General features: G+C 68.5%; 18 protein-coding genes and 4 pseudogenes. 10 read left to right on the forward strand and 12 right to left on the reverse strand.

Annotated elements, in window-relative coordinates:
* Positions 1-301: 301 nt before the first annotated feature.
* Positions 302-532: a hypothetical protein gene (locus NOD94_RS05415; protein ID WP_281204545.1), complete on the reverse strand. Its 231-nt coding sequence runs from the start codon at positions 530-532 to the stop codon at positions 302-304.
* Between the two features lie 665 nt (positions 533-1,197).
* Between NOD94_RS05415 and NOD94_RS05420 the strand changes: the two genes are divergently transcribed.
* The 3 genes and pseudogenes from NOD94_RS05420 to NOD94_RS05430 form a co-directional block, all read left to right on the forward strand.
* Positions 1,198-1,752 (forward strand): hypothetical protein, encoded by a 555-nt coding sequence (locus NOD94_RS05420; RefSeq protein WP_281204546.1) that lies wholly within the window; start codon positions 1,198-1,200, stop codon positions 1,750-1,752.
* 1 nt (position 1,753) lies between these two features.
* Positions 1,754-2,293, forward strand: a complete 540-nt coding sequence (locus NOD94_RS05425) for a hypothetical protein (RefSeq protein ID WP_281204547.1) — start codon at positions 1,754-1,756, stop codon at positions 2,291-2,293.
* A 432-nt stretch (positions 2,294-2,725) separates the two neighbouring features.
* Positions 2,726-3,092, forward strand: a pseudogene (locus tag NOD94_RS05430) (MFS transporter); the annotation flags it as partial.
* 81 nt (positions 3,093-3,173) lie between these two features.
* Here the strand turns inward: NOD94_RS05430 and NOD94_RS05435 are convergent.
* The 3 genes and pseudogenes from NOD94_RS05435 to NOD94_RS05445 all read right to left on the reverse strand — a co-directional run.
* Positions 3,174-3,406 (reverse strand): annotated as a pseudogene (locus NOD94_RS05435) (IS481 family transposase); the annotation flags it as partial.
* 733 nt (positions 3,407-4,139) lie between these two features.
* Positions 4,140-5,045 carry an alpha/beta hydrolase gene (locus NOD94_RS05440; protein ID WP_281204548.1) on the reverse strand — a complete coding sequence of 302 codons (906 nt, stop codon included), beginning with the start codon at positions 5,043-5,045 and terminating at the stop codon, positions 4,140-4,142.
* Between the two features lie 605 nt (positions 5,046-5,650).
* Positions 5,651-6,832: a HEAT repeat domain-containing protein gene (locus tag NOD94_RS05445; RefSeq protein ID WP_281204549.1), complete on the reverse strand. Its 1,182-nt coding sequence runs from the start codon at positions 6,830-6,832 to the stop codon at positions 5,651-5,653.
* Between the two features lie 326 nt (positions 6,833-7,158).
* Here NOD94_RS05445 and NOD94_RS05450 point away from each other — a divergent pair.
* Positions 7,159-7,507 (forward strand): annotated as a pseudogene (locus NOD94_RS05450) (transposase); the annotation flags it as partial.
* On the opposite strand, the gene NOD94_RS05455 reads toward NOD94_RS05450, so the two are convergent.
* Entirely contained in the window at positions 7,495-8,094 is a 600-nt protein-coding gene (locus NOD94_RS05455; RefSeq protein WP_281204576.1) for a hypothetical protein, read from the reverse strand. The pseudogene NOD94_RS05450 and the gene NOD94_RS05455 sit on opposite strands and share 13 nt — an antisense overlap.
* A gap of 355 nt (positions 8,095-8,449) precedes the next feature.
* Complete coding sequence (locus NOD94_RS05460) at positions 8,450-8,983, reverse strand: hypothetical protein (protein ID WP_281204550.1); 534 nt, start codon at positions 8,981-8,983, stop codon at positions 8,450-8,452.
* 897 nt (positions 8,984-9,880) lie between these two features.
* Here NOD94_RS05460 and NOD94_RS05465 point away from each other — a divergent pair.
* The 3 genes and pseudogenes from NOD94_RS05465 to NOD94_RS05475 all read left to right on the forward strand — a co-directional run bounded on the left by NOD94_RS05465 (position 9,881) and on the right by NOD94_RS05475 (position 12,495).
* Positions 9,881-11,143 carry a TerD family protein gene (locus NOD94_RS05465; RefSeq protein WP_281204551.1) on the forward strand — a complete coding sequence of 421 codons (1,263 nt, stop codon included), beginning with the start codon at positions 9,881-9,883 and terminating at the stop codon, positions 11,141-11,143.
* 760 nt (positions 11,144-11,903) lie between these two features.
* Positions 11,904-12,047 (forward strand): annotated as a pseudogene (locus NOD94_RS05470) (ATP-binding protein); the annotation flags it as partial.
* 85 nt (positions 12,048-12,132) lie between these two features.
* Positions 12,133-12,495 carry an Imm51 family immunity protein gene (locus NOD94_RS05475; RefSeq protein ID WP_281204552.1) on the forward strand — a complete coding sequence of 121 codons (363 nt, stop codon included), beginning with the start codon at positions 12,133-12,135 and terminating at the stop codon, positions 12,493-12,495.
* On the opposite strand, the gene NOD94_RS05480 is transcribed toward NOD94_RS05475, so the two are convergent.
* The 3 genes from NOD94_RS05480 to NOD94_RS05490 form a co-directional block, all read right to left on the reverse strand.
* A complete protein-coding gene (locus NOD94_RS05480) occupies positions 12,449-13,186 on the reverse strand; it encodes a protease inhibitor I9 family protein (RefSeq protein ID WP_281204553.1) in 738 nt (245 codons plus the stop codon). The genes NOD94_RS05475 and NOD94_RS05480 overlap by 47 nt on opposite strands.
* Positions 13,187-13,243: 57 nt before the next feature.
* Complete coding sequence (locus tag NOD94_RS05485; RefSeq protein ID WP_281204554.1) at positions 13,244-13,495, reverse strand: hypothetical protein; 252 nt, start codon at positions 13,493-13,495, stop codon at positions 13,244-13,246.
* 691 nt (positions 13,496-14,186) lie between these two features.
* On the reverse strand, positions 14,187-14,816 hold the full coding sequence (locus NOD94_RS05490; RefSeq protein WP_281204555.1) for a helix-turn-helix domain-containing protein: 630 nt from the start codon (positions 14,814-14,816) through the stop codon (positions 14,187-14,189).
* 81 nt (positions 14,817-14,897) lie between these two features.
* Here NOD94_RS05490 and NOD94_RS05495 point away from each other — a divergent pair, with 81 nt between their 5' ends.
* Genes NOD94_RS05495 through NOD94_RS05505 form a run of 3 tightly spaced genes read left to right on the forward strand, consistent with a single transcriptional unit; the run spans position 14,898 to position 17,605 of the window.
* Complete coding sequence (locus tag NOD94_RS05495; protein WP_281204556.1) at positions 14,898-15,650, forward strand: MBL fold metallo-hydrolase; 753 nt, start codon at positions 14,898-14,900, stop codon at positions 15,648-15,650.
* A gap of 23 nt (positions 15,651-15,673) precedes the next feature.
* The gene (locus tag NOD94_RS05500) at positions 15,674-16,318 is read left to right on the forward strand and encodes an NAD(P)H-binding protein (RefSeq protein ID WP_281204557.1); all 645 of its coding nucleotides are present in this window, start codon (positions 15,674-15,676) and stop codon (positions 16,316-16,318) included.
* Positions 16,319-16,321: 3 nt separating this feature from the next.
* On the forward strand, positions 16,322-17,605 hold the full coding sequence (locus NOD94_RS05505; protein ID WP_281204558.1) for a multidrug effflux MFS transporter: 1,284 nt from the start codon (positions 16,322-16,324) through the stop codon (positions 17,603-17,605).
* Between the two features lie 6 nt (positions 17,606-17,611).
* Here NOD94_RS05505 and NOD94_RS05510 read toward each other — a convergent pair whose 3' ends face one another.
* The 3 genes from NOD94_RS05510 to NOD94_RS05520 form a co-directional block, all read right to left on the reverse strand.
* Positions 17,612-17,839, reverse strand: a complete 228-nt coding sequence (locus tag NOD94_RS05510) for a hypothetical protein (protein ID WP_281204559.1) — start codon at positions 17,837-17,839, stop codon at positions 17,612-17,614.
* Positions 17,840-17,875: 36 nt separating this feature from the next.
* Positions 17,876-18,079: a transposase gene (locus NOD94_RS05515; RefSeq protein WP_281204560.1), complete on the reverse strand. Its 204-nt coding sequence runs from the start codon at positions 18,077-18,079 to the stop codon at positions 17,876-17,878.
* Positions 18,080-18,443: 364 nt separating this feature from the next.
* Positions 18,444-19,799 (reverse strand): hypothetical protein, encoded by a 1,356-nt coding sequence (locus NOD94_RS05520; RefSeq protein ID WP_281204561.1) that lies wholly within the window; start codon positions 19,797-19,799, stop codon positions 18,444-18,446.
* Positions 19,800-19,815 lie beyond the last annotated feature (16 nt).

A 19,815-nucleotide genomic window follows, 5' to 3' on the forward strand; every position in this document is an offset into this window, starting at 1 on the left:
ACGGGGAAATGGAGACGCTGTCGCACCTCGTCGCGATCCAGCTTGCCTACTTCATCGCCCTCGACGTCCTCCAGCCGGACGGGACGGAGCTCTGGACCGCCCGCACGAGGAGCGCCGCACGCTCTTGAAGTCCACGATGCCCGAGGGTCTGGTGCGTGCCGGGATCCGCCGACGGTCACGGCCAGTTCGAACGGATCACGCTCACCGACGCGGCCCCGCTGCTGCACCGCGGGCTCCGACCTGATCCGCACCGCAACCGCGCCCGGCCGGCGCCCCTGGCGCACGCTCACTCCCGGTGTCGTCAGGGCTGCTGTCGACGGCGGTTGATTTCCTGCTGGTCGGCCTCGGCGATCCGGCTGTTGAGGAGTGCCGTCGCCAGTACGTCCGGGGTGTTGTCCTGGTGGGTCGGCGGGGTGTTGGCCGGATCGAAGCCGCTCTTCTCCACCGGCCATGACGCGACGGTCTCGATCATCTCCGCCCGGGCGATCTCGCCCTCCGCGTAGCCGGCGAGTGGGCGCGCAGTGACCGTCATCAGGAGCTTTCGTGTTCATGGTCGCAGGTCGCAGGTCGCAGGTCGCAGTCTGCCAGGGTGGGTCGGCGGGTCGGGCGGTGGCGCCCGTTGCTTCGGCCGGCACGGAGGGGGCGGCCGGTGACCGGCGCCTTTGCAGCGAACCGTTGGGCGGCCCGCGAGGGGACGCCCTCCACCATGAGAAGGGCCGTGGTGTCATCGGATGCTCGGCCGGCCAGTACTGCAACAAGGCGTTCCGGGACGCGGCCGCCGAGTTGGGTCTGATGCAGCGAGAGGACTGGTCCTGTCAGCGGCGTGCTCACATGGGGCCTCGCACCCCGCGCCCGCACGCGCTGATGACACCCTTCTGGCCCTGATCTGTTCCGGGGTCGGCGGACTCGGCGCGGGGACCTGGGTTCTGCTCTCGCTCCGCCAGATCGTCGGCTTCCTCAAGGACCTGCTCCGGCCTGCCCGGGAGGTATACCGGCCGCTGGGCGGGGACGTTGAGGGTCTCGCCGACAACGTGCTGGCGGGCCCGTGTTGGACCGAAGCAGAAGCCCGCACGGCGAACACCGGCGGGCGTACCGGATGACCGGGTTGGTCGAGACGATCACCGCCGCGCGAGCGTGGGCGGCGCATTGGTACGAACCGGTGAATGGGCACTCTGCGCAACCACTACGCTGCCCTGTGTGAACAGTCGACGCTTACCACTGCTCCCCATCGCAGCGGCCTGCGCAGTGCTCGCCACTCCTCCGACGCCGGCATACGCGGCGGACCCCCTCCCCTGCGTGAAGGGTGAGTCCGAGTCCAGAGACAGGTCCGCGGTCGACGACGGGGAGATCCGATTCACCGACGAGACCGTCTACGACGATGCGCGCAAGTTCGCGATCTCGGCCTGGCAGTACAGCGGGACGAAGATCAAAATCCTAGGCGACAGCGCTACGACCGTGAACGATCTGGAGTTCCGGGACGAGAACCTCGGTAGCGGCAGGGACGCGCCTGTCGGAGAGTACCGGTACCGCGCGGCGCCCGGCTTCACCGACTACATCGTGTTCAACAAGCAGCGGATGGGCAAGGACGCCGACTACGGGCGTCACGTCGCACTGCACGAGTTGGGGCACGCCCTGGGCCTGTGCCACAAGCCGGAGGGCAAGGTCGCCACCCTGATGTGGAAAGAGATCAGGATCTCGATGAACCGGCCGCAGGACGCGGACAAGGCGAACCACAAGAAGCTCTGGGGCTGAGATGAAGAAGGTATTTCTGTTCGGGGCCTGCGGCGCCGTCGCGGTGCTCACCGCCGCCGGCGGGTTCGTTTACTACGACCGGGCAGCGTCGAGCACCGAGAGCCTGTGCTCGACGGACCTCTCCTCGGACGCCGCGGTGCTGCGCAATTCCGACGTCGTCGCCCTCGTCACCGTGCTGGGGAAGAGGAAGCTCTACAACGAGACGGTGGAGGACTCGGACGGAGTCCAGGTGTTCGAGGTACGCACCGACAGCGTGTTCAAGGGGACGCTGCCCGTGCAGACGCAGATCACGCAGAGCACTGCGCCGACGGAGGAGGACAACCGGCTGTTGGAGCCGGGCAGCCAGTTCGAGGTGGCGGTCCAGCAGCTGCCCCCGGGCCGGTATGCGGAGGGTGTTGTCTTCCCGGACGCCGGGGAGGGCACGGTGGTGTTCGCGCGGCCGGCGAAGGGGAAGGCCGCTGCCGTGTTGGCCGAGCATTGGAAGGCCGAGCAGACGAAGAAGTACGTCGAGCCGGCGTGCAACGACGTGGTCGCGAGCTGAGGAAATTCCCTCCGCCCCTGAAGTGCACCGGGGACCGCTCCGGCTGTCCACGGTCTGACGCACCCGGGCCGCGGGGGCACCCGAGAGGTTCCTGGATCAGGCAAGCACCGAGTGCTCGGGACCATCGCAGGGACAGGGCCTGCCCGACGGCTGACCGTGCGGGGCCGGTGGAGCTGGAGCTTTCGCGCCACGGCGACACCGTTCGGCTCCGGACGTCAGCGCCTGCTGCATTTTGTGCCAACTCGCTTACAAGCCACTTGAATTGCGGACTTGCACCGAAAAAGCTGTCCATCTGTGTCCGGTGCCTTGTCTTCGACGTGTGCCGCCAGAGCACGAGACGAGCGGGCACGGAGTTCGCGCACCGTGCCCGCCTCCGTGCCCTCGACTTCGTACCGCCGCTGCGCGGTTGACCTCAACCGACATCGAGGCGCGGACCTCGATCCGACCGGCTCGCAACTGTTGTGGATCACCGACATCCACGGCTTCCTCATAGCCGGCTTCGTCGTCACCATGGGCACCCTCGGCGACCGGGTGGGCCGCCGCAGGCTGCTGCTGGGAGCCGTCGCCTTCGGCGTGGCCTCCGTCGCCACCGCCTACGCCCAGTGCCCTGAGATGCTCATCGTCACGCGCCCTGCTGGGCGTGGCCGGAGCCACCCTGGCGCCCTCGGCGCTCTCCCTGATCCGCAACATGTTCCCGCTGGCCTACCAGCGCACGGTGGCCATCACCATCCGGTCCGTGAGTTTCATGCACGGCGGCGCCCTCGGCCCCGTGGTGGGCGGCGTCCTGCTGGAGTATTACGTGGACGCGGGTGAGTTGGCCGGTGGCGCCAAGGTCGTCGAGGACGTTCTTCCAGGCCAGGCCTTTGCGGCAGGCCCACGCGTTGTCGGTCAGGACCCGTTCGATACGGGTGATGCCGTGGCGGTGGAAGAACGCGGCCGCGTGGGCCAGGAAGGCTGCGCTGGTCGCGACCCTCTCGTCGGCGTGGATCTCGCTGTAGGCGAGGCGGGAGTGGTCGTCGACCGCCGAGTGGACGTGGTCGAAGCCCATGGAGTTGCGGGTGGCACGGCCGGCCTGGCGACCCAGATCCTGTGGCCACCGCCGTCGGTAATCCGCCTCGTGGAGCCCGGCCTCACCCTCGGTTCGTCACCGACGCATCCACTTGTGGGCGGTGGCCCGCGATATTCCCATCTCGGCCGCGACGTGGCGACGGGTCGGCCTGAGCGGACACGTTCGACCAGCAGTCGCCTTCCGAGGGCGGTCAGCCGGGCATTACGGTGGGACACGAAGACCTCCGTTGCGCAATGGGTTCCTGGACAGCTCCCACCACACCCGTCGACTATCAACAACCCTCGTGATCAATACAGCTAGCGCTACCCCGCAGAAGTTCGTGGTGGGGTGTTGGGCCGAGCCGCGTATTTCTTCCGTGAGGATGCTGCCGGTGCACCAGTTGCCCGTGGACGGGGTGCCAGCACCCGTCCTCCCCGACTCGCACGCCTCCGTCACCGCACACGCCGTAGCCGGGGGCTCGCATGCCCAGGCGCCCCACCTCGCCGTCGGTGAGGGGCTCCGTCGCCCCGCGTAGGACCCCTCCCATACGCACAACCAGTCCATCAGCGGATGGACCGCGCGGAAAGACCACACCCTCCAAAGGGCTGTCCCAGTCCGCCAGCCCCTGCTGACAGTTCCGGAGCCCCCCGCCTCGGAAACGGCCAGGCCCGCCGGTCCCGAAGACAGGCATGATCCGAAAGCGGCGGCCTGGTGACGGCACACCGTCCGCCGCCGGCTGACGAACCCACCTGGGTCTTCCTCGCCGGGTGCCGCGCTTCGCCGATCAGGCGATCGAGGTTACGCCCCCGCCCCTGATCGGGCGTGGGCGTCCGTGGCCAGGGTGTGGTCGAGAACGGCCGCGGCCAGGGGTACGTGGACGGCGCGGGGCAGGGCGTGACCCATGCCCGGTATCTCCACCAGCCTTGCCCCGGAGATCACTTGGGCGAGATGGTCGGGGTGCGGCGGTGGGAAGACGGGCTCGGCCGGGGCGGAGATGACCAGGGTCGGCACCTCGGTGCGCGCAAGTTCCTCGGTGCGGTCCATGCCGGAGTGGTCCGCGCGCCCGTGGGTCGTGGGTGCCTGGTAGCGCCCGGAGTGCTCGACGATGCGGCGCTCCGAGGCTCGGAACTCCTCGGGATCGAAGGGGATCTGATCACCATTTAGCAGCCGCCAGTGCTCCACGCGGTGGTCCAGCTCGTCCTCCAGGCCGCGGTCCTCGTGGGGGTGGGACCATAGTTCGAGTATTCGTGCGTCGATGGGCGGGAGCCGGTCCACGGGAGTTCGGGAGCCGTCCGGGTGCGACAGCGGGGTGCTGCTGAGAGCGCCGGCGCCCATCACTGTCGCGCTGAGCAGCCTTTCGGGATGATCGGCGATCAACAGTTGGGCGAGCATCCCACCCATGGAGAGGCCGACGATGTGCGCCCGCTTGACTTCGTGCGCGTCGAGGACGGCGATCGCGTCCGAGGCGAGGTCGACGATGCGGTACGGGTGCGTGTCGAAACTCAAGCTGGAGCGGCCGGTGTCCCGGTGGTCGTAGCGGATGACGCGGTGGTGAACGGCGAACGCATCAACCAGTTCCTCCGGCCAGCCCAGCCCGGACGCCCCGGCCCCCATGATCAGAAGTAGGGTGGAATTCCGGGGGTCGCCGCGCACTTCGGACCACAGTCGCACCGTCGGGTCGATCTGGACGAACCGCTGATTCATGGCACCGCTCCCCACATGTTCGACAAAGACGAGACGGATCGTCTCGCCATCGTGCGTCACCATCATGACGTACACCCCGGAGTGATGCAATACGTTTCGTCTCGTTATTGGCCGGACACTCGAACGGGGCCAGAGCCGTCTCGATAGCCTCCGAGTCCCGTAGCGCATAAGCCGCCTGCGGCATCTGGTGCGCTCCGGCGACGGCAGACCATATTCCTGGCGCTTGAGGGCCTGCTCGAGGGCCTCGATGACGCCGGCGTCGACCGCGGGCGCGGTCACCGGGCCGCCGCCGCTACGGCCGGGGTCGGCTCGGTGTGGGGGGCGACGCGAGCCTCGGCGTCGGGCGAAGTCGCGCGGACGTCGTTACGGACCCGTCGCGGAGTGGTCGCCCTCAGCACTGCCGTCACTGGGCTACGGGGCGGGGATGAACTCGACGGCGGTTCCGCCGCAACCCGCCGCGATGTCCAGCAGGCTGCCTGACCCTGGTCGTTGGCATACGCCTCACGGCGGGCCGCCGACCAGGCCGAGGCCCCAGTTGGCGGGGAGCGTCATTCGACCTGTGCGGTATTCCCGGCTCCGGAGCACCTGAGAGGCTCAGGTTGACGTCAGATGCCGTCGCGGCGCCACTCGTACCGCCACGCCGCGTCGAGGTAGCCCATCTCCTCGTCACGGAAGCCGGGCCGCGGCGGGCCCAGACGTCGTGACGCTTCCACGCACCGCTCGTCGTCGTGGAGCGCAAGACCGTACACGGCAACGAGCTGGACCCGGCGCTCCGGGTGGTGAAGGAGAGCCGCCATGGCGTCGGTCAGGACGGGATCGCCGTTCCTGCTCTCACCGGCCTGGCGGCAGGCCGCGACCCGTACGTCCGTGTCGACGTCAGTCATCAGCGACAGGAGTGCCTCACGAGCCTCGTCGGACAAGGCCCCGGACTCCAACCGCGTACCGAGCCCGTTGGCCACCGCCTGCCGGACACCGGCATCGGGGTGGCCGATGTGGGCCAGGAGGGTCGCTTCGGCGCGCGGTCCGGAGTACGAATCAAGGCCGTGCAGCACCCCTGTGAGGACGGCGATGTCCGTCTCCTCGGCCGACCAGTCGGTGAGGGCGTCCACGGCGAGGACCGCGAACTCGTCCTCGTGGCTGTCGGCGAAAAGTTTGATCAGCCGCATCAGCTCGGCAGCGAACAAGCGGTGAGCCGGGTCCGTATGAGCGCGCAAGGCCGCGGCAGCCGTCCAGGTCGCCTGATCACGTCGGTGAGACAGCAGAATGGCGGCCCGTCCCCACGTCGTGTGGTCCTGGTCGTGCTCCAACGCGCGTGCCATCAGCTCCTCACACGAGGTGCGGATACCGAGTAGTTCCTCCAGGTATGTGAGGATCGCCCCGTGACCGTCCCGTACGGTCATTCCGCCGAGAGTGAGCTCGCCGACTGTGTAGTGCTCGTCGTCCTGGACCCTGGTCCGGACGACGTCGTCCCCGGAGCCCGTGCGGCGCCGCAGTTCGGCTTCGCCCCCCGCCTCGTGCCAGCTTCGCACGAGATCCCGCATCTCCAGCAGCTCGGACTCGGCATACCTGTCCCGGATGCTGTTGTCCAGGAGAGCCTCGACCAGCGCGGGCGAACCCCAATCAACCGCCTCACGCAGGGACACCAGCTCGTCCGGCGCGCACTGGCCGGCATCGGCGCCACGTATGAGCAGCAGTTGAGCGATGTCCCCGCGCCACGCCCGGACAGCCACACCGAACGCAGCGGCCCGCTCGTCGTAATCCCCGTCCTCCTCCAGAATCCGCTTCACCAGGAAAATTTCCCCCGCCCGAGCAGCGGCGACCAGAGGAGGCTCCCCCACACCGCTCACACGCCCACCCACATCCATGACCTCACACCCTCGTCGTGTCCCCGCAGCTCAGTCTAGGTTTGCCCCATCCAGCCCACCGGCACCGGGCACAGCCGACGCAGTCAAGGGATTCGGTCACCAGGAGCTCGCCGTCGCCCCTCTGCCGCAGTTGCATCGCATGCAACATCGTGGCGTCAGGCACACCAGCCAAGGCCCACACCCTGCATCGACACAGGGTCGGCGGAGGTCTTCGGCGAGTGGCCGGGCGAGCCGGAGCTGGGTGTACTGGCCGCCCGCGCACGACCCCGGCCCGCGTCCTGGGCGACAAGGCCTACTCCAGCCGGGCGATCCGGCACCTGCTGAGGCGCCGCGGCATCGCTGTAACGATCCCCGAGCGCCGCGACCAGGCGGCCAACCGCAGGCGCCGAGGGCGCCACGGCGGCCGGCCCCCCCCCGCATTCGACAAGGAGGTCTACCGCGACCGCAACGTGGTCGAACGATGCTTCGCACGCCTCAAGCAGTTCCGCGCAATCGCGACCAGATTCGACAAACTCGCCGACCGCTACCGGGCCGGAGTCGTCCTGGCCTCGCTGATCCTCTGGCTCCGCGAAACCAGCCCGTGATCATTTGTCAGACACTGCCTGGGGCCTGGGCTGGGGAGACTGCTGTGCCTTGTCCTCGATCTTTTGGCGCAGGGTGGGCTCCGCCACCGTGATCCTCAAGGTGGCGGGATGTTCGCTGACTTGAGTGACGGACACCTGGCCACGAATCTGGTCGGGGGTGGCACGTTCAGTGGAAACGTAGTCGATCACCATGGCGTTTTCGCTGCACAGCATGGACGCCCAGGTCTCGGGAGCCCCGGCCCCGGAGACAGTGTTGTAGGGGCCAGCGGGGTAGGGGTTGCTGCCTTCCCATCGAGTTGGCCACTTCGACACCAGGTGCAGCGTATCCGTTTGACTTTCGCTCTCGGACAGAACTCCACAGGAATTATTGTTCACATACGCGATGATTCGATCCTGCCCGAACTTTAGCTCGGCGAGAACATGAACGGGGCCTTTGGTATCAGTCAATGGGTCGCCTGATACGGGAGTAGATTCCAGCTTGATCAGCCGAAAGTTCCGCTCTTCATCGACCGGCGGTTCATTCTCTTTATCCGCCTGGCATCCGGCGAGTAAGAAGATGGTGGCAGCCCCGATGGCCAGAGTGCGTGTGGCTCGAGCCATGGGGCTGCACCTCATTCAGGTCGTAATCAAATCTTATTCACTGTGCCCATTGATTGAAGCAGACACCCATGGGCTTGTAGGCCCACACCTTTTACCCGTGGGGAACCGTCCCCCACTTGCCGTCGGGCACTTCGTAGCGCGACGACTCGTTCTTGAGCGTGTAGAAGTCGTCTGCCCCAGAAGGCGCCGGCGACACAGGTAGTGCTGGGCCTGAAGGCGGCGGAGGCTCTTGGGGTCACGAAGGCGGCCGGCTCGCGGCCGGCCCGCTACGAGTACCTGAGCTGACCGCGGCCTTCCGTGTTTGGGGGCCTGGGGGCCTGGGGGCGTAGGTCGTCGGCCTGGCGGCGGCCGCCGGTCACCACAAGGAGGGGAAGTAGGGGTCGCCCTCGGGGGCGTAGGCCGAGGGTTCCGGGCGGGGCTTGGCCGATGGTGGTGCGCTGCCCTCGATGGTGAACGTGAACTCGTAGGGCGGCAAGGGGGCCTTGAGGTACTCGTGGCCGATGGTCCAGGTGGTCGTCGCGTCTTCTCTCAGGCGCACGATGTACTCTCCGTCGTCGAGCTCGGTGTAGGCGAAGAACTCCACGCCGTCGTCCAGGTGGATCCGGCTTCCCCCCTGACCGAAGGAAACGAATCGGCGAGGCCTGCCCGGCGTGAGGATCTCGACTCCCGTAGCGAGTCCGGCCTCGCCCTGGAAGATGCGCGGTGCTTCGATCCGGCGTACACCGTCACTCTGGTGGTAGGTCAGCCGTTGCAGCTTCAGCCGGAGCACTTTGCGCCCCCAGTCCTCTGTGGCGATGCGCACGCCCATCCGCGTCCGCGATATGCGCTGCCCGTCCTCTGAGGTCCGCTCCGCCCAGTCCGTCCAGTCCATGTCCTCTGTCACGGTCATATCTCCCTTCCAGACAGGTATTCAGCTCATCACGGCCGCTCAAGATGCCTTCGCCCCGGCGCTGGGTGGGAGCCGATGCGCACCGTAGTCGCCGCCTGGCAGTCCGGGCCACGGCCGGCCGGTCCGACGACCTGATGGACGAGGTCGACGTGGAGGGCGTCCGCGCTGCCCTGGTGGTGCGGGACGCGTTCGCGGCGGCGGAGCGGCCGGCGCGCGCTGGGGGTTTCGTTGCCGGTGCGCCGGCCGGTGGTGATGGCGCGGAGGGCCGGGGACCTGATGGCGGCCGGCCTCCTGGTCCGCCTCGGCGGGGACGCCGAGGCGCCGTACGTCCACGGCTGGGGGCCGGTCTGGGCGAGAGCTACCTGGCGGTCCGGCCCGGCCTGCGAGCTTGTTCTTTTTCCGGCCTTGAACGGCGTCCCGAACTTGATCGCTCAGGAGGGGGTTCAGCGGACGTGTCCGGAAGAATAGGAACAAGCTGAGTAGACCGGCGCCGACTTCATGACCTGGGTCGTCGACCAGCTCCGGGACGACGTCCGCTTCCGCACCGACGTCCCCCGCTTCGACACCCCCACCGCGTATGTCACCAAGCTGCGCGAAGCCGTCCTGGGTTGGCCGGATTCGTCGGGGGCGAGGGGCCGGTCTTGGCGTACCACCTTCAGGCGTTCTGACATACCTTGACCAACCAATTCTCCTGAAAGAATCTTCATCGCGTGGCGGGACCCGGGGGTGGACCGCGTGACCGTCTTCTGGAGACGAAGACGTTTGGCATCCGACAGGTTCGCTGGGCACGACCGGCTTCTCATACTCGCGGTACTGCGCAAGGCTCCGGTCGCCCTGTGCGACCGGAGCCTTGCGCAAGGCCGCAATCGGTCGCAAGATCCGGTCATGCTCAGAAGATTGATCAAGGGAGACAACGCCTTCGTCCCGACGACGGCACTGCGCGTTGCCGTCCGGAACGATATGGATGTTGCGGCGTTGCTGCTGACGGAACAGGGGAGGGTCCGGGGGGACACGGACATCGTGTTCCACGGCGTGCCGGTCCACTCGTCGGGCGCGGTACGGCTGTCCGATGGCGAGGACGGCATAGTTTGGCTGGATATTGACCTGGCGGGCGTCGAGCAGGCCGTCACCCGCGTTCTCATCGTCGCGTCGACGGAAGATGGCGTGCTGCGGGACGTGCCCGGGCTGTCCGTGGAGGTCTTCGGGCTCGATGGGACGACGGTCGCGGGGTACGAGGTCACGGATGCCGGCGGCGAGACGGCGATGGTCCTCGCGGAGCTGTACCGCAGGGCGGGCGGCTGGAAGTTCCGTGCGGTGGGCCAGGGTTACCTGGACGGCCTTGTCGGCCTGGCGGTGGACCACGGCGTGGACGTGGCGGAGGAAGCGCCGGCGGACTTGCCGCAGGCCCCGGTCCCCATCCCGACCCTCGCCAAGATCCAGAGCCCGACCCCCCTCCCCGACCCGCCCGTTGCGGACAGCCCGTCGAGCTGGACGTTCGGGACCGTCTTCGCGCCACGTACGATCACCGGCCGGGACAACGACGTGATTACCGCAGTAGATCTCCCGCCCGGCCCGGTCATGGTCGAACTGGCCGTAAAGGGTGAAGGACACACAGCCCTGCAGCCGCTCGATGAGTCCAACGAAGAGGGGGACGCCCTCGTCAACAGCCTGGAGGAGGACTTCCGGGGCAGAGTGCTCGCCTCCGTCCCCGGAAGCGGGCGTCTGCGACTGCGGCTGAAGGCGCGCGGCTCCTGGAAGGCGCGGATCCTGCCGCTGGCGGAAGCCCGCCGTCTGACCGAGGACCGGCTGAAGGGCTGGGGCCCCGACATCCTGCTGCATACCGGAGGGACGGCCGACGTCGCCTTCCGCTACCAGGGCGACAGCAACTTCGCCGTCTTCATCCACAGACTGGCGGAGCACGAGGACGCCACCACGCTGCCGGATCCCGGAGGCGCCGTCGTCAATGAGATCGGTGGCCGCCGGGAGACCGTGCCGCTGCCAGAGGGTCCGCTCCTCGTTCATCTGATCATGGCGGACGGTCCCTGGCACGCGCGACTGCGGAACGCGCAGCCGCACAGCGGGTGGCAAGACGTCGGCGGCGTGGCGAAACTGCCCGAGCCCCGCAGGGCCCGGAGCTGGCTGCGACGCGATGCGCGCTGAGCCGCCCCGGCCGATTCATGCCGACCATCTGATCGTTACTGACTTTGAAGGTGGGTTGTCGTAGGGGCTGACGATCGGTGATCGTCGCGATATGCCGGGTGTGTGAGCTATCCGCAGGGGTGGGGGGCTGACCGCGGAGAGGCAAGCGTTCCGTGAGCGGGTCCGGATGGAAGCGGTCGCGCTGTTCCCCGATGGGCGGGGCAGTACGGGGATCGCGAAGGAGTAACGGGTCAGCGTTCGGTCCGTGCAGCGGTGGCGACGGTCCTGGGGGAGGCAGGCCAGGACGCGGTTCGTTCCCGCGGCCCGGTGTTCCGTCCAAAGCTGAATGACCGACTGTTCGCAGTGCTAGAGGAGGAGTAGGCCAAGGGGCCGATCGCTCACGGCCGGCCTGATCGGCGGTGGACGCTCGCCCGGATCACGACCATGATCGGGCGGCGGTTCCGCTGTCGGGGATCTCCCAGATGCGGAGACACGGCTGGAGCCACCAGATTCCGGCCCGCCGGGCGGTCGAGCGCGGACGATGCGGCGGTGGCCGGCTGGGTGAAGGAGAGCATCCGATGCCTCTACCCAGACCACGTCGACCCGACATCCGTCGGCTCATCGAGGGGATCGTTTGGGCCGTGCACGACGGCGACGATCCGCGGATCCGGAACCTGCTCGTGGAACACGCGGCGGTGGCCGACACCAACACCCTTCTCCACCTGCGCCGGCGGCTGTACGACAACGGGGCCGCACCGGGCTCCGCCACTGACGAAACCTTCAGGTGTTCGGCGACGAGGTCCTGGCCACCGCCATCCTCGACCGCCTCCTCCACCACTGCGGAGTCATCTCCATCAACGGCCCAAGCTCTCGCCTCAAGAACCGACTCGCCGCCATCGAACGAGAACGAGACGACGCAGCCTGACCGATCATCGCCAGGACGCACACCCGCTCATCCTGATAAACCAACCGGACCGGCGTCGGGACACGGCGATCTCTACCATCGCCGCATGACCGATGCATCAGCCCTGGCCCCGTTCCACCTGGACGAACACAGTGAGTCCGACGGCTCCCACTGCCTCTATCTGTTCGACGGTGACATGGAGCAGGTCGCCGACGTCTTCGAGGAACACAACGCCGAATGCCACGGTCACGGCTGGGAAGGCCTGGCCCAGTCACTGGCCCACTCCCAGATGCCCGAAAACGGCGACAAGCTCCGATTCTTCGGATCAGAGGCCGGCACCTTCGTAGTCACAAGCCCCGACCTCGAGGCCCTCACGGAGCTGGCCGTCCTCCTGCATTCCGCCTTCCACAACCGCGAACGCCTCAGCGAGTACATCCTGACGGCCGCCCCACGGTTCCTACCCCGATGAACCCGCGAGTGGGGCCAGAGCAGGCCGGAACCGGGGCCCACCTCATCGACCATCGAGTGGGGCACGTATATCTGTACCTGGCGGAGCAGTCAGAGGAGTACGCCGACACCGTTGCAGTCCGCGCCGTTCCTGCCGTCGCCGATCGCGTCGAACCCGAATGTGGCGCGGCGCCGAACTCGACATGCTGGTAGTCGATGCCGCTGTCCAGGATGTAGGCGGTCACTCCGGCGCCGTTGCCCTGGGCGGTGAAGTCGTCGTCGAGGGGGAAGTTCCGCTGATCGATGCGGTCCAGCCCCCAGAGCGTGGTCGGGCTGCGGGGAGCGGAAGGGGCGGGGACGCCCTCCGAAGCGGGGGAGGACACCTTCGCGTCCTCCTCCACAGCCTTTACGCCGAGGCTGTGGCGGACGATCGTCAGCTGAAGATCGGTCAGGGGGACGGCGAAGCCGTTGAGGGCCTTGCTGTAGAGGAACGTCGGCTTCAGCCCGAGCTTCTGGGCGGTCTTGGCCGGATCGACGAGCCTGTCGAGGGTCACGATGTACTGACCCGGTACCGGGTTGGCCGTGCGGACCAGAGGAGCCGGGGTGGGCTCCGGGGCCGCAGAAGCGGACGGTGAGGCGGCCGCCAGGGGCGCGCCCAGGGACAGGGTGGCGGTGATGGCGGCTGCGAGAGCGAGCCGGGTGCGTGCGGTCATACCGATGAGGGCACCATGCGTCCGGGAAGCCGGACCCCCGGGATGAACCGGTGCGGGTCACCACAGGCCCAGCTTCTCGACGACGTCGGCGGGCTTGGGCAGCAGCGGGCTGACGGCGCCGGTGGCCTGCCAGGTGACGGGCACGTCCCGCCGCATCCGGCTGAGCTCGCGCCACCGCAGCACATCGCTCCAGCCCGCGGTGATGGCCGCTCCCTTCGCTCCGGTAAGGCGCCCGGAGTCGGGCAGGGCCTCAAGGGTGAGCCCGCCGGCCAGGAGCGCGCCGGCCGTCTTGGCGCCGATGCCCTTCACTCCCGGAACCTGGCGACGAGGACACCTCTTTCTCACGCGATAGCCGTGGGGAAGAGGATTCCTCTCCAGTCGGGGCTGGCGGCGCGCTTCGTTGCGGTCGGCCTCCCTGCGGCGACCGCATCGCCGCCGCCGTGCCCGCCGGTGGAGCTACAGCGGGTCGGGACTGCAAATGTCGCAGCCACTGCGGGCGGAACGCATACCGCCCGGGGCCATTCGCAATGGTCGAACGCGGTCGAGCCCCCGCGACGGGGAAGGACTCAGCGGTCGGCGCAGCTGAGGCAGTCCCATCCACTCCAGTTTGCGCCGGGAGCGGTGCGGAGCAGCCCCAAGGTCTGGGTGTTGGAGCCCTTGGCGTAGATCCAGATGCGTGGTGGCGAAGCCCCATCCTGACGGCGATAGAGGAGACCCTCGCCATTCTGGAGCGGGTCCGGCCTGACGGGCTCCTTGCAAAACGTCAGGATTTCCGGGGGTTCTGGGACCGGAGTGCGGAGGGCATGGAGCTCTTCCTTACGCACCGAGCCGAACTCACTGTTGCGTCGCACCTACCGGGAGCCTCACCCGACCCCGCGCTATACCCCGATACGCGCCTTCAGCTGCCCAAAGCCAGTTGGAAAACGCTCAATGGACCGTTTTTGAGACCGGCGCAGACTCGGTAGAGTTTGAGGTCGCAGTCTCGCGAGCGGCCGGTCGTTCAGCGGGGCAGGATGCGCAGTACTGCCTCGTGTTCGCCGCTGAGCCGCAGGCCTTGCTGTACTGCGGCGCTCAGATCGAGGTCGCCGAGCAGGGTCGCGGCCAGCAGGTGCGGCGGTCCGGTCAGTGACGCGGTGGGGTGGTCGACCCGGCCGGCGTGGGTGTGCACCGAGCCGTCCTTGACTTCGATGACCAGGTCTTCGTTGCCGTCGGCGTGCAGTTGCAGGGCGATTGCCGGCTGGTCGGGGCGGTGGTCGGTCAGTGCCCGGGCGGGCATGTCCAGCCAGTGGGTGCGGAAGGTGTCGCTGCCGGCCGGTTCACGCAACAGCGGAATTCCCCATCGGCTCAGTTCCTGCAGCACCGGCTCCAGCGTGCGGCCACGCTCGGTGAGGGAGAACAGGGTGGTGGCCACCGGCGGCGGGGCGGCCTCGCGGTGGATCAGGCCGGCTTCCTCGAGTTCGCGGAGCCGGGCGACCAGCAGGTTGCTGGCGATCCCGGGCAGCCCGTTGCGCAGGTCGGTGTGCCGGCAAGGACCCAGGGCGAGCAGTTCGCGGACGATCAGCAGGGTCCATCGGTCGCCGATGGTGTCCAGTGCTTTCGCGATGCCGCAGTACTGCCCGTAGGTGCGCATGCCACCACCCTACATTGCGACGTTGAGATTCAAAACTCTCTTGTTGACTTTTTCAACAACGTCGGTCTAGCGTCGCTGCCCATGACCACCACCCTTTCCGTGCGTCGGCTGGCCTGGGCCGGCGTCGAGATCCGTCTCGGCGACACCCGCCTGCTGATAGACCCGCTCGAGAACGTCGCTCCGCTGGCGCCGGTGATGGGGCCGCCGCACCGGCCGGTCGACCCGGTCGATACCCCGCCCGGCACCCACGCCCTCATTACCCACCTGCACCCCGACCACTACGACCACGACCTGATCGCCCGGATCGCGGCCACCGGTACGATCGGCTGCCACACCCCGAGCGCGGCCGGGCTGCGCGAGGCGGGCATCACCCCCGTTGCCCAGGACCTGGGCCGGTCACGGCGCATCGGAAAGCTGACCGTCACCCCGGTGACCTCGCTGGACTGGCGCGGCAACGACTGTGACCAGGTCGCCTGGGTCGTCGAAGGCGCCGGCCGGCGGGTCATCCACTGCGGCGACACCCAGTGGCACGGCAGCTGGTGGCAGATCGCCCGTGACCACGGCCCGTTCGACGTCGCGTTCGTCCCGGTCAACGGCGTCATCGCCCACTTCGAGGGCTACGCGGCCAACGTCCCGGCGACCATGACCCCCGAGCAGGGCGTCGAGGCCGCCGTCGCACTCGGCGCCGGCACCGTCTGCGCCATGCACTACGGCCTGTTCCACAACCCGCCGTTCTACACCGAACAACCCGACATCGAGCAGCGCTTTCAGCAAGCCGCCGACGAGCGGGGCATCACCGCGGCCATCATCGCCGACGGCCAGCCCGTCCTCTGACCATCAGAAACAAGGAGCAACACATGAAGATCGTCCTGTTCGGTGCCAGCGGCAACATCGGTCGGCCCACCACGGAGGAATTGCTGCGGCGCGGCCACACCGTCACCGCGGTCACCCGAGCCGGCCACGTCGACGGCCTCGAGCACAAGGCCCTGACCGTGACCACCGGTGACGTCACCGACCCCGCGGCGGTCGCCGGCCTCGCCGCCTCCCACGACGCCGTGCTCTCGGCCGTCGGCCCCCGGATCGGCCAGGAAAGCGACCGCGCCACGATCGTCGGTGCCGCCCGTGCGCTGATCGACGGACTCCGCCGAGCCGGCGTCACCCGCCTGGTCACCATCGGCGGTGCCGGTAGCCTGCGCACGCCGACCGGCGCCCGGGTCATGGACGACCCGGACTTCCCCGCGCTGTGGAAGGCCAACGCCCAGGCCCAGTCCGAAGCGCTCGACCTCTACCGCGGCGTGCACGACCTCGACTGGACGTACGTGTCGCCCGCCGCGGTCATCGGAGCGGGCGAGCGGACCGGGGCCTACCGCAGCGCCGGGGACACCCTGCTCACCGACGACGACGGCAACAGCCGCATCTCGTACGCCGACTACGCGATCGCCTTGGCCGACACGATCGAGAGCGGCACCGCGATCCGCCACCGCATCACCGTGGCGTACTGAGCCATGAGCAACGACGCCGCCGGCCGGCACACCCGATTCGTCGTCCTGCTCGCAGCGCTCGTGGCCCTGGGACCACTGTCCATCGACGGCTACCTGCCCGGACTGCCGGACCTCGCCGGCGACCTGCGCGCCAGCGCCGCGGCCACCCAGCTCACCATCACCGCCTGTCTGGCCGGGCTGGCCATCGGGCAGCTGATCGCCGGGCCGCTGAGCGACACCTACGGCCGGCGGCGTCCGTTGCTGGCGGGCCTCGCCCTCTACACGATCGCCAGCGCGCTCTGCGCGGTGGCACCCGACCTCCGGACCTTCGTCGGCCTACGCCTGGTCCAGGGCATCGGCGGGGCGTTCGGCATCGTCATCGCCAACGCCATGGTCCGCGACCGCACCTCCGGAACCCGCACCGCACGTCTCTTCTCCGCACTGACCTTGATCACCGGCCTGGCGCCGGTGTTCGCGCCGGTCCTCGGCGGCCAGCTACTGCGCGTCACGGCCTGGCCTGGAATCTTCGTGGCCCTGGCCGTACTCGGCGCCGTGATGCTGGCGGCCTCCGCCGCAGGACTGCCGGAGACCCGGCCCTCCGCGTCACGCCAGCCGCTGCCGGCTGTCGTCGGGCAGCTGCTCAGCGACCGGGTCTTCACCGGGTACGTCCTGGCCAACGGCCTGGTCTTCGCGGCGATGTTCGCCTACATCTCCGGCTCGCCGTTCATCCTGCAGGAAATCCACGGCCTGTCACCGCAGCAGTACAGCGCCGTGTTCGCCGTCAACGCCGCCGGACTCATCGTGGCCGCCGGACTCATCGTGGCCGCCCAGATCAGCGGCCGGCTGGTGGCCCGGGCCGGCGCCCGCGTGCTGCTGCTCGCCGGTCTGTTGGGCGCGACAGCCGGTGGCACCACGGTCCTGGGCGCGGTGCTGACACGGGCACCCCTGCCCGTGCTCCTGATCGGCCTGTTCGTCCTGGTCTCCAGCGTGGGCCTGGTCATGCCGAACGCCGCGGCCCAGGCCCTGGCCGACCACGGCGGACACGCCGGGTCGGCCGCCGCTCTGCTCGGCTTCAGCCAGTTCATGTTCGGCGGAGCACTTGCTCCGCTGGCCGGCGCGGGTGGCGCCACCGACGCCTTGCCGATGGGAATCATCGTCGCCGTGCTGCCGGCGCTCGCTCTGCTCACACTCGGCGTCCTCACCCGGTCGATGCCCGGTGACCGCACTCGCAGGCCGGCTCGCCGAGGACCTGCCGGGCACCGGCGGCCGCGCCGGCACATCGATCGCAGACGAGCCGGCATCCAGTGAGCCGTTTCATCCTTCGTAGCGCGGTGACTCGACGTGGTGCAGGACGAGGACGGCCTGCACGATTGCGGTGGCTCGGCCCGCGGGCAGCAGCGCAGCTTGACCAGGATTCTCCAGGCCGTCGAAGCCCCGGCCTGCGGCCGGCACCGACGCCGCCGCCTTCACCGACTGGGCGTCGATGACGCCCGCGGTCGGCTCCGGATCGCGGCCCGCCGCCTCGCGGACCCGATCCCGCAACCGGTCGTGGAACTCGGCGACCAGGCCCTTGTCCCGTCAGCGCCGGAAGAGCGCGTAGACGCGGTCCCAGGCGGGGAAGTCCGCCGGCATCGCCCTCCAGGTGATGCCACCCGCGACCAGGTAGCGCACCGCGTCGACCAGCCGGCGGTGGCAGTAGCCTTCCGGCTGCCCACCGCGGCCTTCCAGCCAGGAGGGCACGGGCATCGCGTCCCGCACGACGGCCCATTCCGCGTCCGTCATGTCCGAGGGGTATCTCGGACGCCTGTGCGGGTTGTTCCCGGCGTTCCCGAACCGGTGGGCGAGGCAATCACACTCCCGGGCAGCCGAGTTGGAGCGGACTGGCGCGAGGGCGTACAACTGCGACAACAGGGCCTCCTGGCGCGCTTAAGGTCTCGACAACCCCGAGCTGCACCAGAGGCCCTGTCTTCATGCTCTGCATGTGGCAAGACCACCCGACCGCGTTCCCACCGTCGAACCCACGTCCAGCAAGATCGGTACGACAACGGCTTCTTACACATCACCGACCAGAATGGTGCCCGCGCCGGCAGAACTGACGGTGACCGGGGCCAATGCGTGAGCTGCGCCGGCGCCCCCGGCGGCCGGGTCAGAGTTCCGGGTCTGGGGTGAGGGTCCGCTCATCCTGTGCGCGGTCTTCCGGCTTCTGTTTTCCCTCCGGCTCCTCCTCAAACGAGCTGGCAGAGGAGACATGCTGTGCCTTCCAACGGGCGTTTGTGTAGAGGGTCCTATCAGTAGTGACCCTCAAAGACTCGCCGCCATAGTCGTAATCTTCCGTAAGGTACCTGCTCGACAAGCCCACGAAGCGGAGCGAGTCGCCCGCCCGGAGCACCCGATTCCCTCCGGCCATAATATTGCCGTTGGCGGTGAGATTGTCGGTGATGGTGACGCTGTTGCCGGGCAAGACGTTGACGTGACTGTTGATTTTGAGCGGTTCGCCGTACGGGCCGCGGAGGTCGGCGATCCGGACGACCTTCCCGGCCCCGACAGCGGTGACAAAGCCGTTGGCAGTCACGTCGCCGTTGAAGGTGCTCGCCCCGGTGACGTTCAGGACCGCGTCGACCTTCAGGCCCGCGTTCTGGCTGACCCGCAGCGGGTTGCTGCCCGCACCCCGCACCGATCCGGCGACCGTCAGGTCCTTGGCGGTGTTGCTGAGGCTGACGCTGTCGGCGAACGTGGCCGGGCCCTGGACGGTTAGGTTCCTGACGACGAGGTCAGGAATGCGTACGGTGACCGCCGTGGTCAGGGTGTGGGTGAGGGTGACGCCACCGGCTGTGACTTCGGCGCGGAGCATGAAGCCGGTGACGGTGGTCAGGCCGCGCGGGGTGGACCAGACACGTTCCTTGTCGAGGGGGACTCCGGCGGGGGTGTCGCCCCAGTGCATCGTGTACTTCGCGTCCGAGCCCTCCCAGCGGAGCACGGCGACCTCACCGTTCTCCACCATGATCTTCTCGGGCGCGAAATTCCGGAACACGAACCCGGCCGGGAACTTGTCCACCTCGACCGCGGCGTCCTTGTTGGTGAAGCTCCCGTTCGTCCTTGACGAACTTTCGATGATCGCGATGGAGACCTGACCCGCCGTGCGGTTGACTGCGATGTTGGACAGGGTGAGGGTGACGATCTGCCCGGTGAACTGCACCGCGCGGGCCGGGGTGAAGGTGATGACCGCGAAGCCGCCGGAGACGGTGGGGGCGGACGGCGTCCAGCCGGTGCTGGCACCGGTCTTGATATCGGCGCCTTCGGTGGTGAGGTGCTCGGCCCCCGCGCCGACCGGCACCCGGACGGTGATTTTGTTGCACCAGGCCGACGTGGTGATGCCGCCGCCGACATTGATGTTGACGGAGCCGTATTCGGTTTCCTCGGCGGAGCTCACCCGCAAGGGCTTGGGATCGGTCGACGGTTCGTACGGCAGCAGGTTGGTGGCGTTCACCATGATGACGCTCATGCAACAGCCTTTCTGT

Source organism: Streptomyces sp. Isolate_45, from assembly GCF_024721315.2.
Lineage (GTDB): Bacteria > Actinomycetota > Actinomycetes > Streptomycetales > Streptomycetaceae > Streptomyces.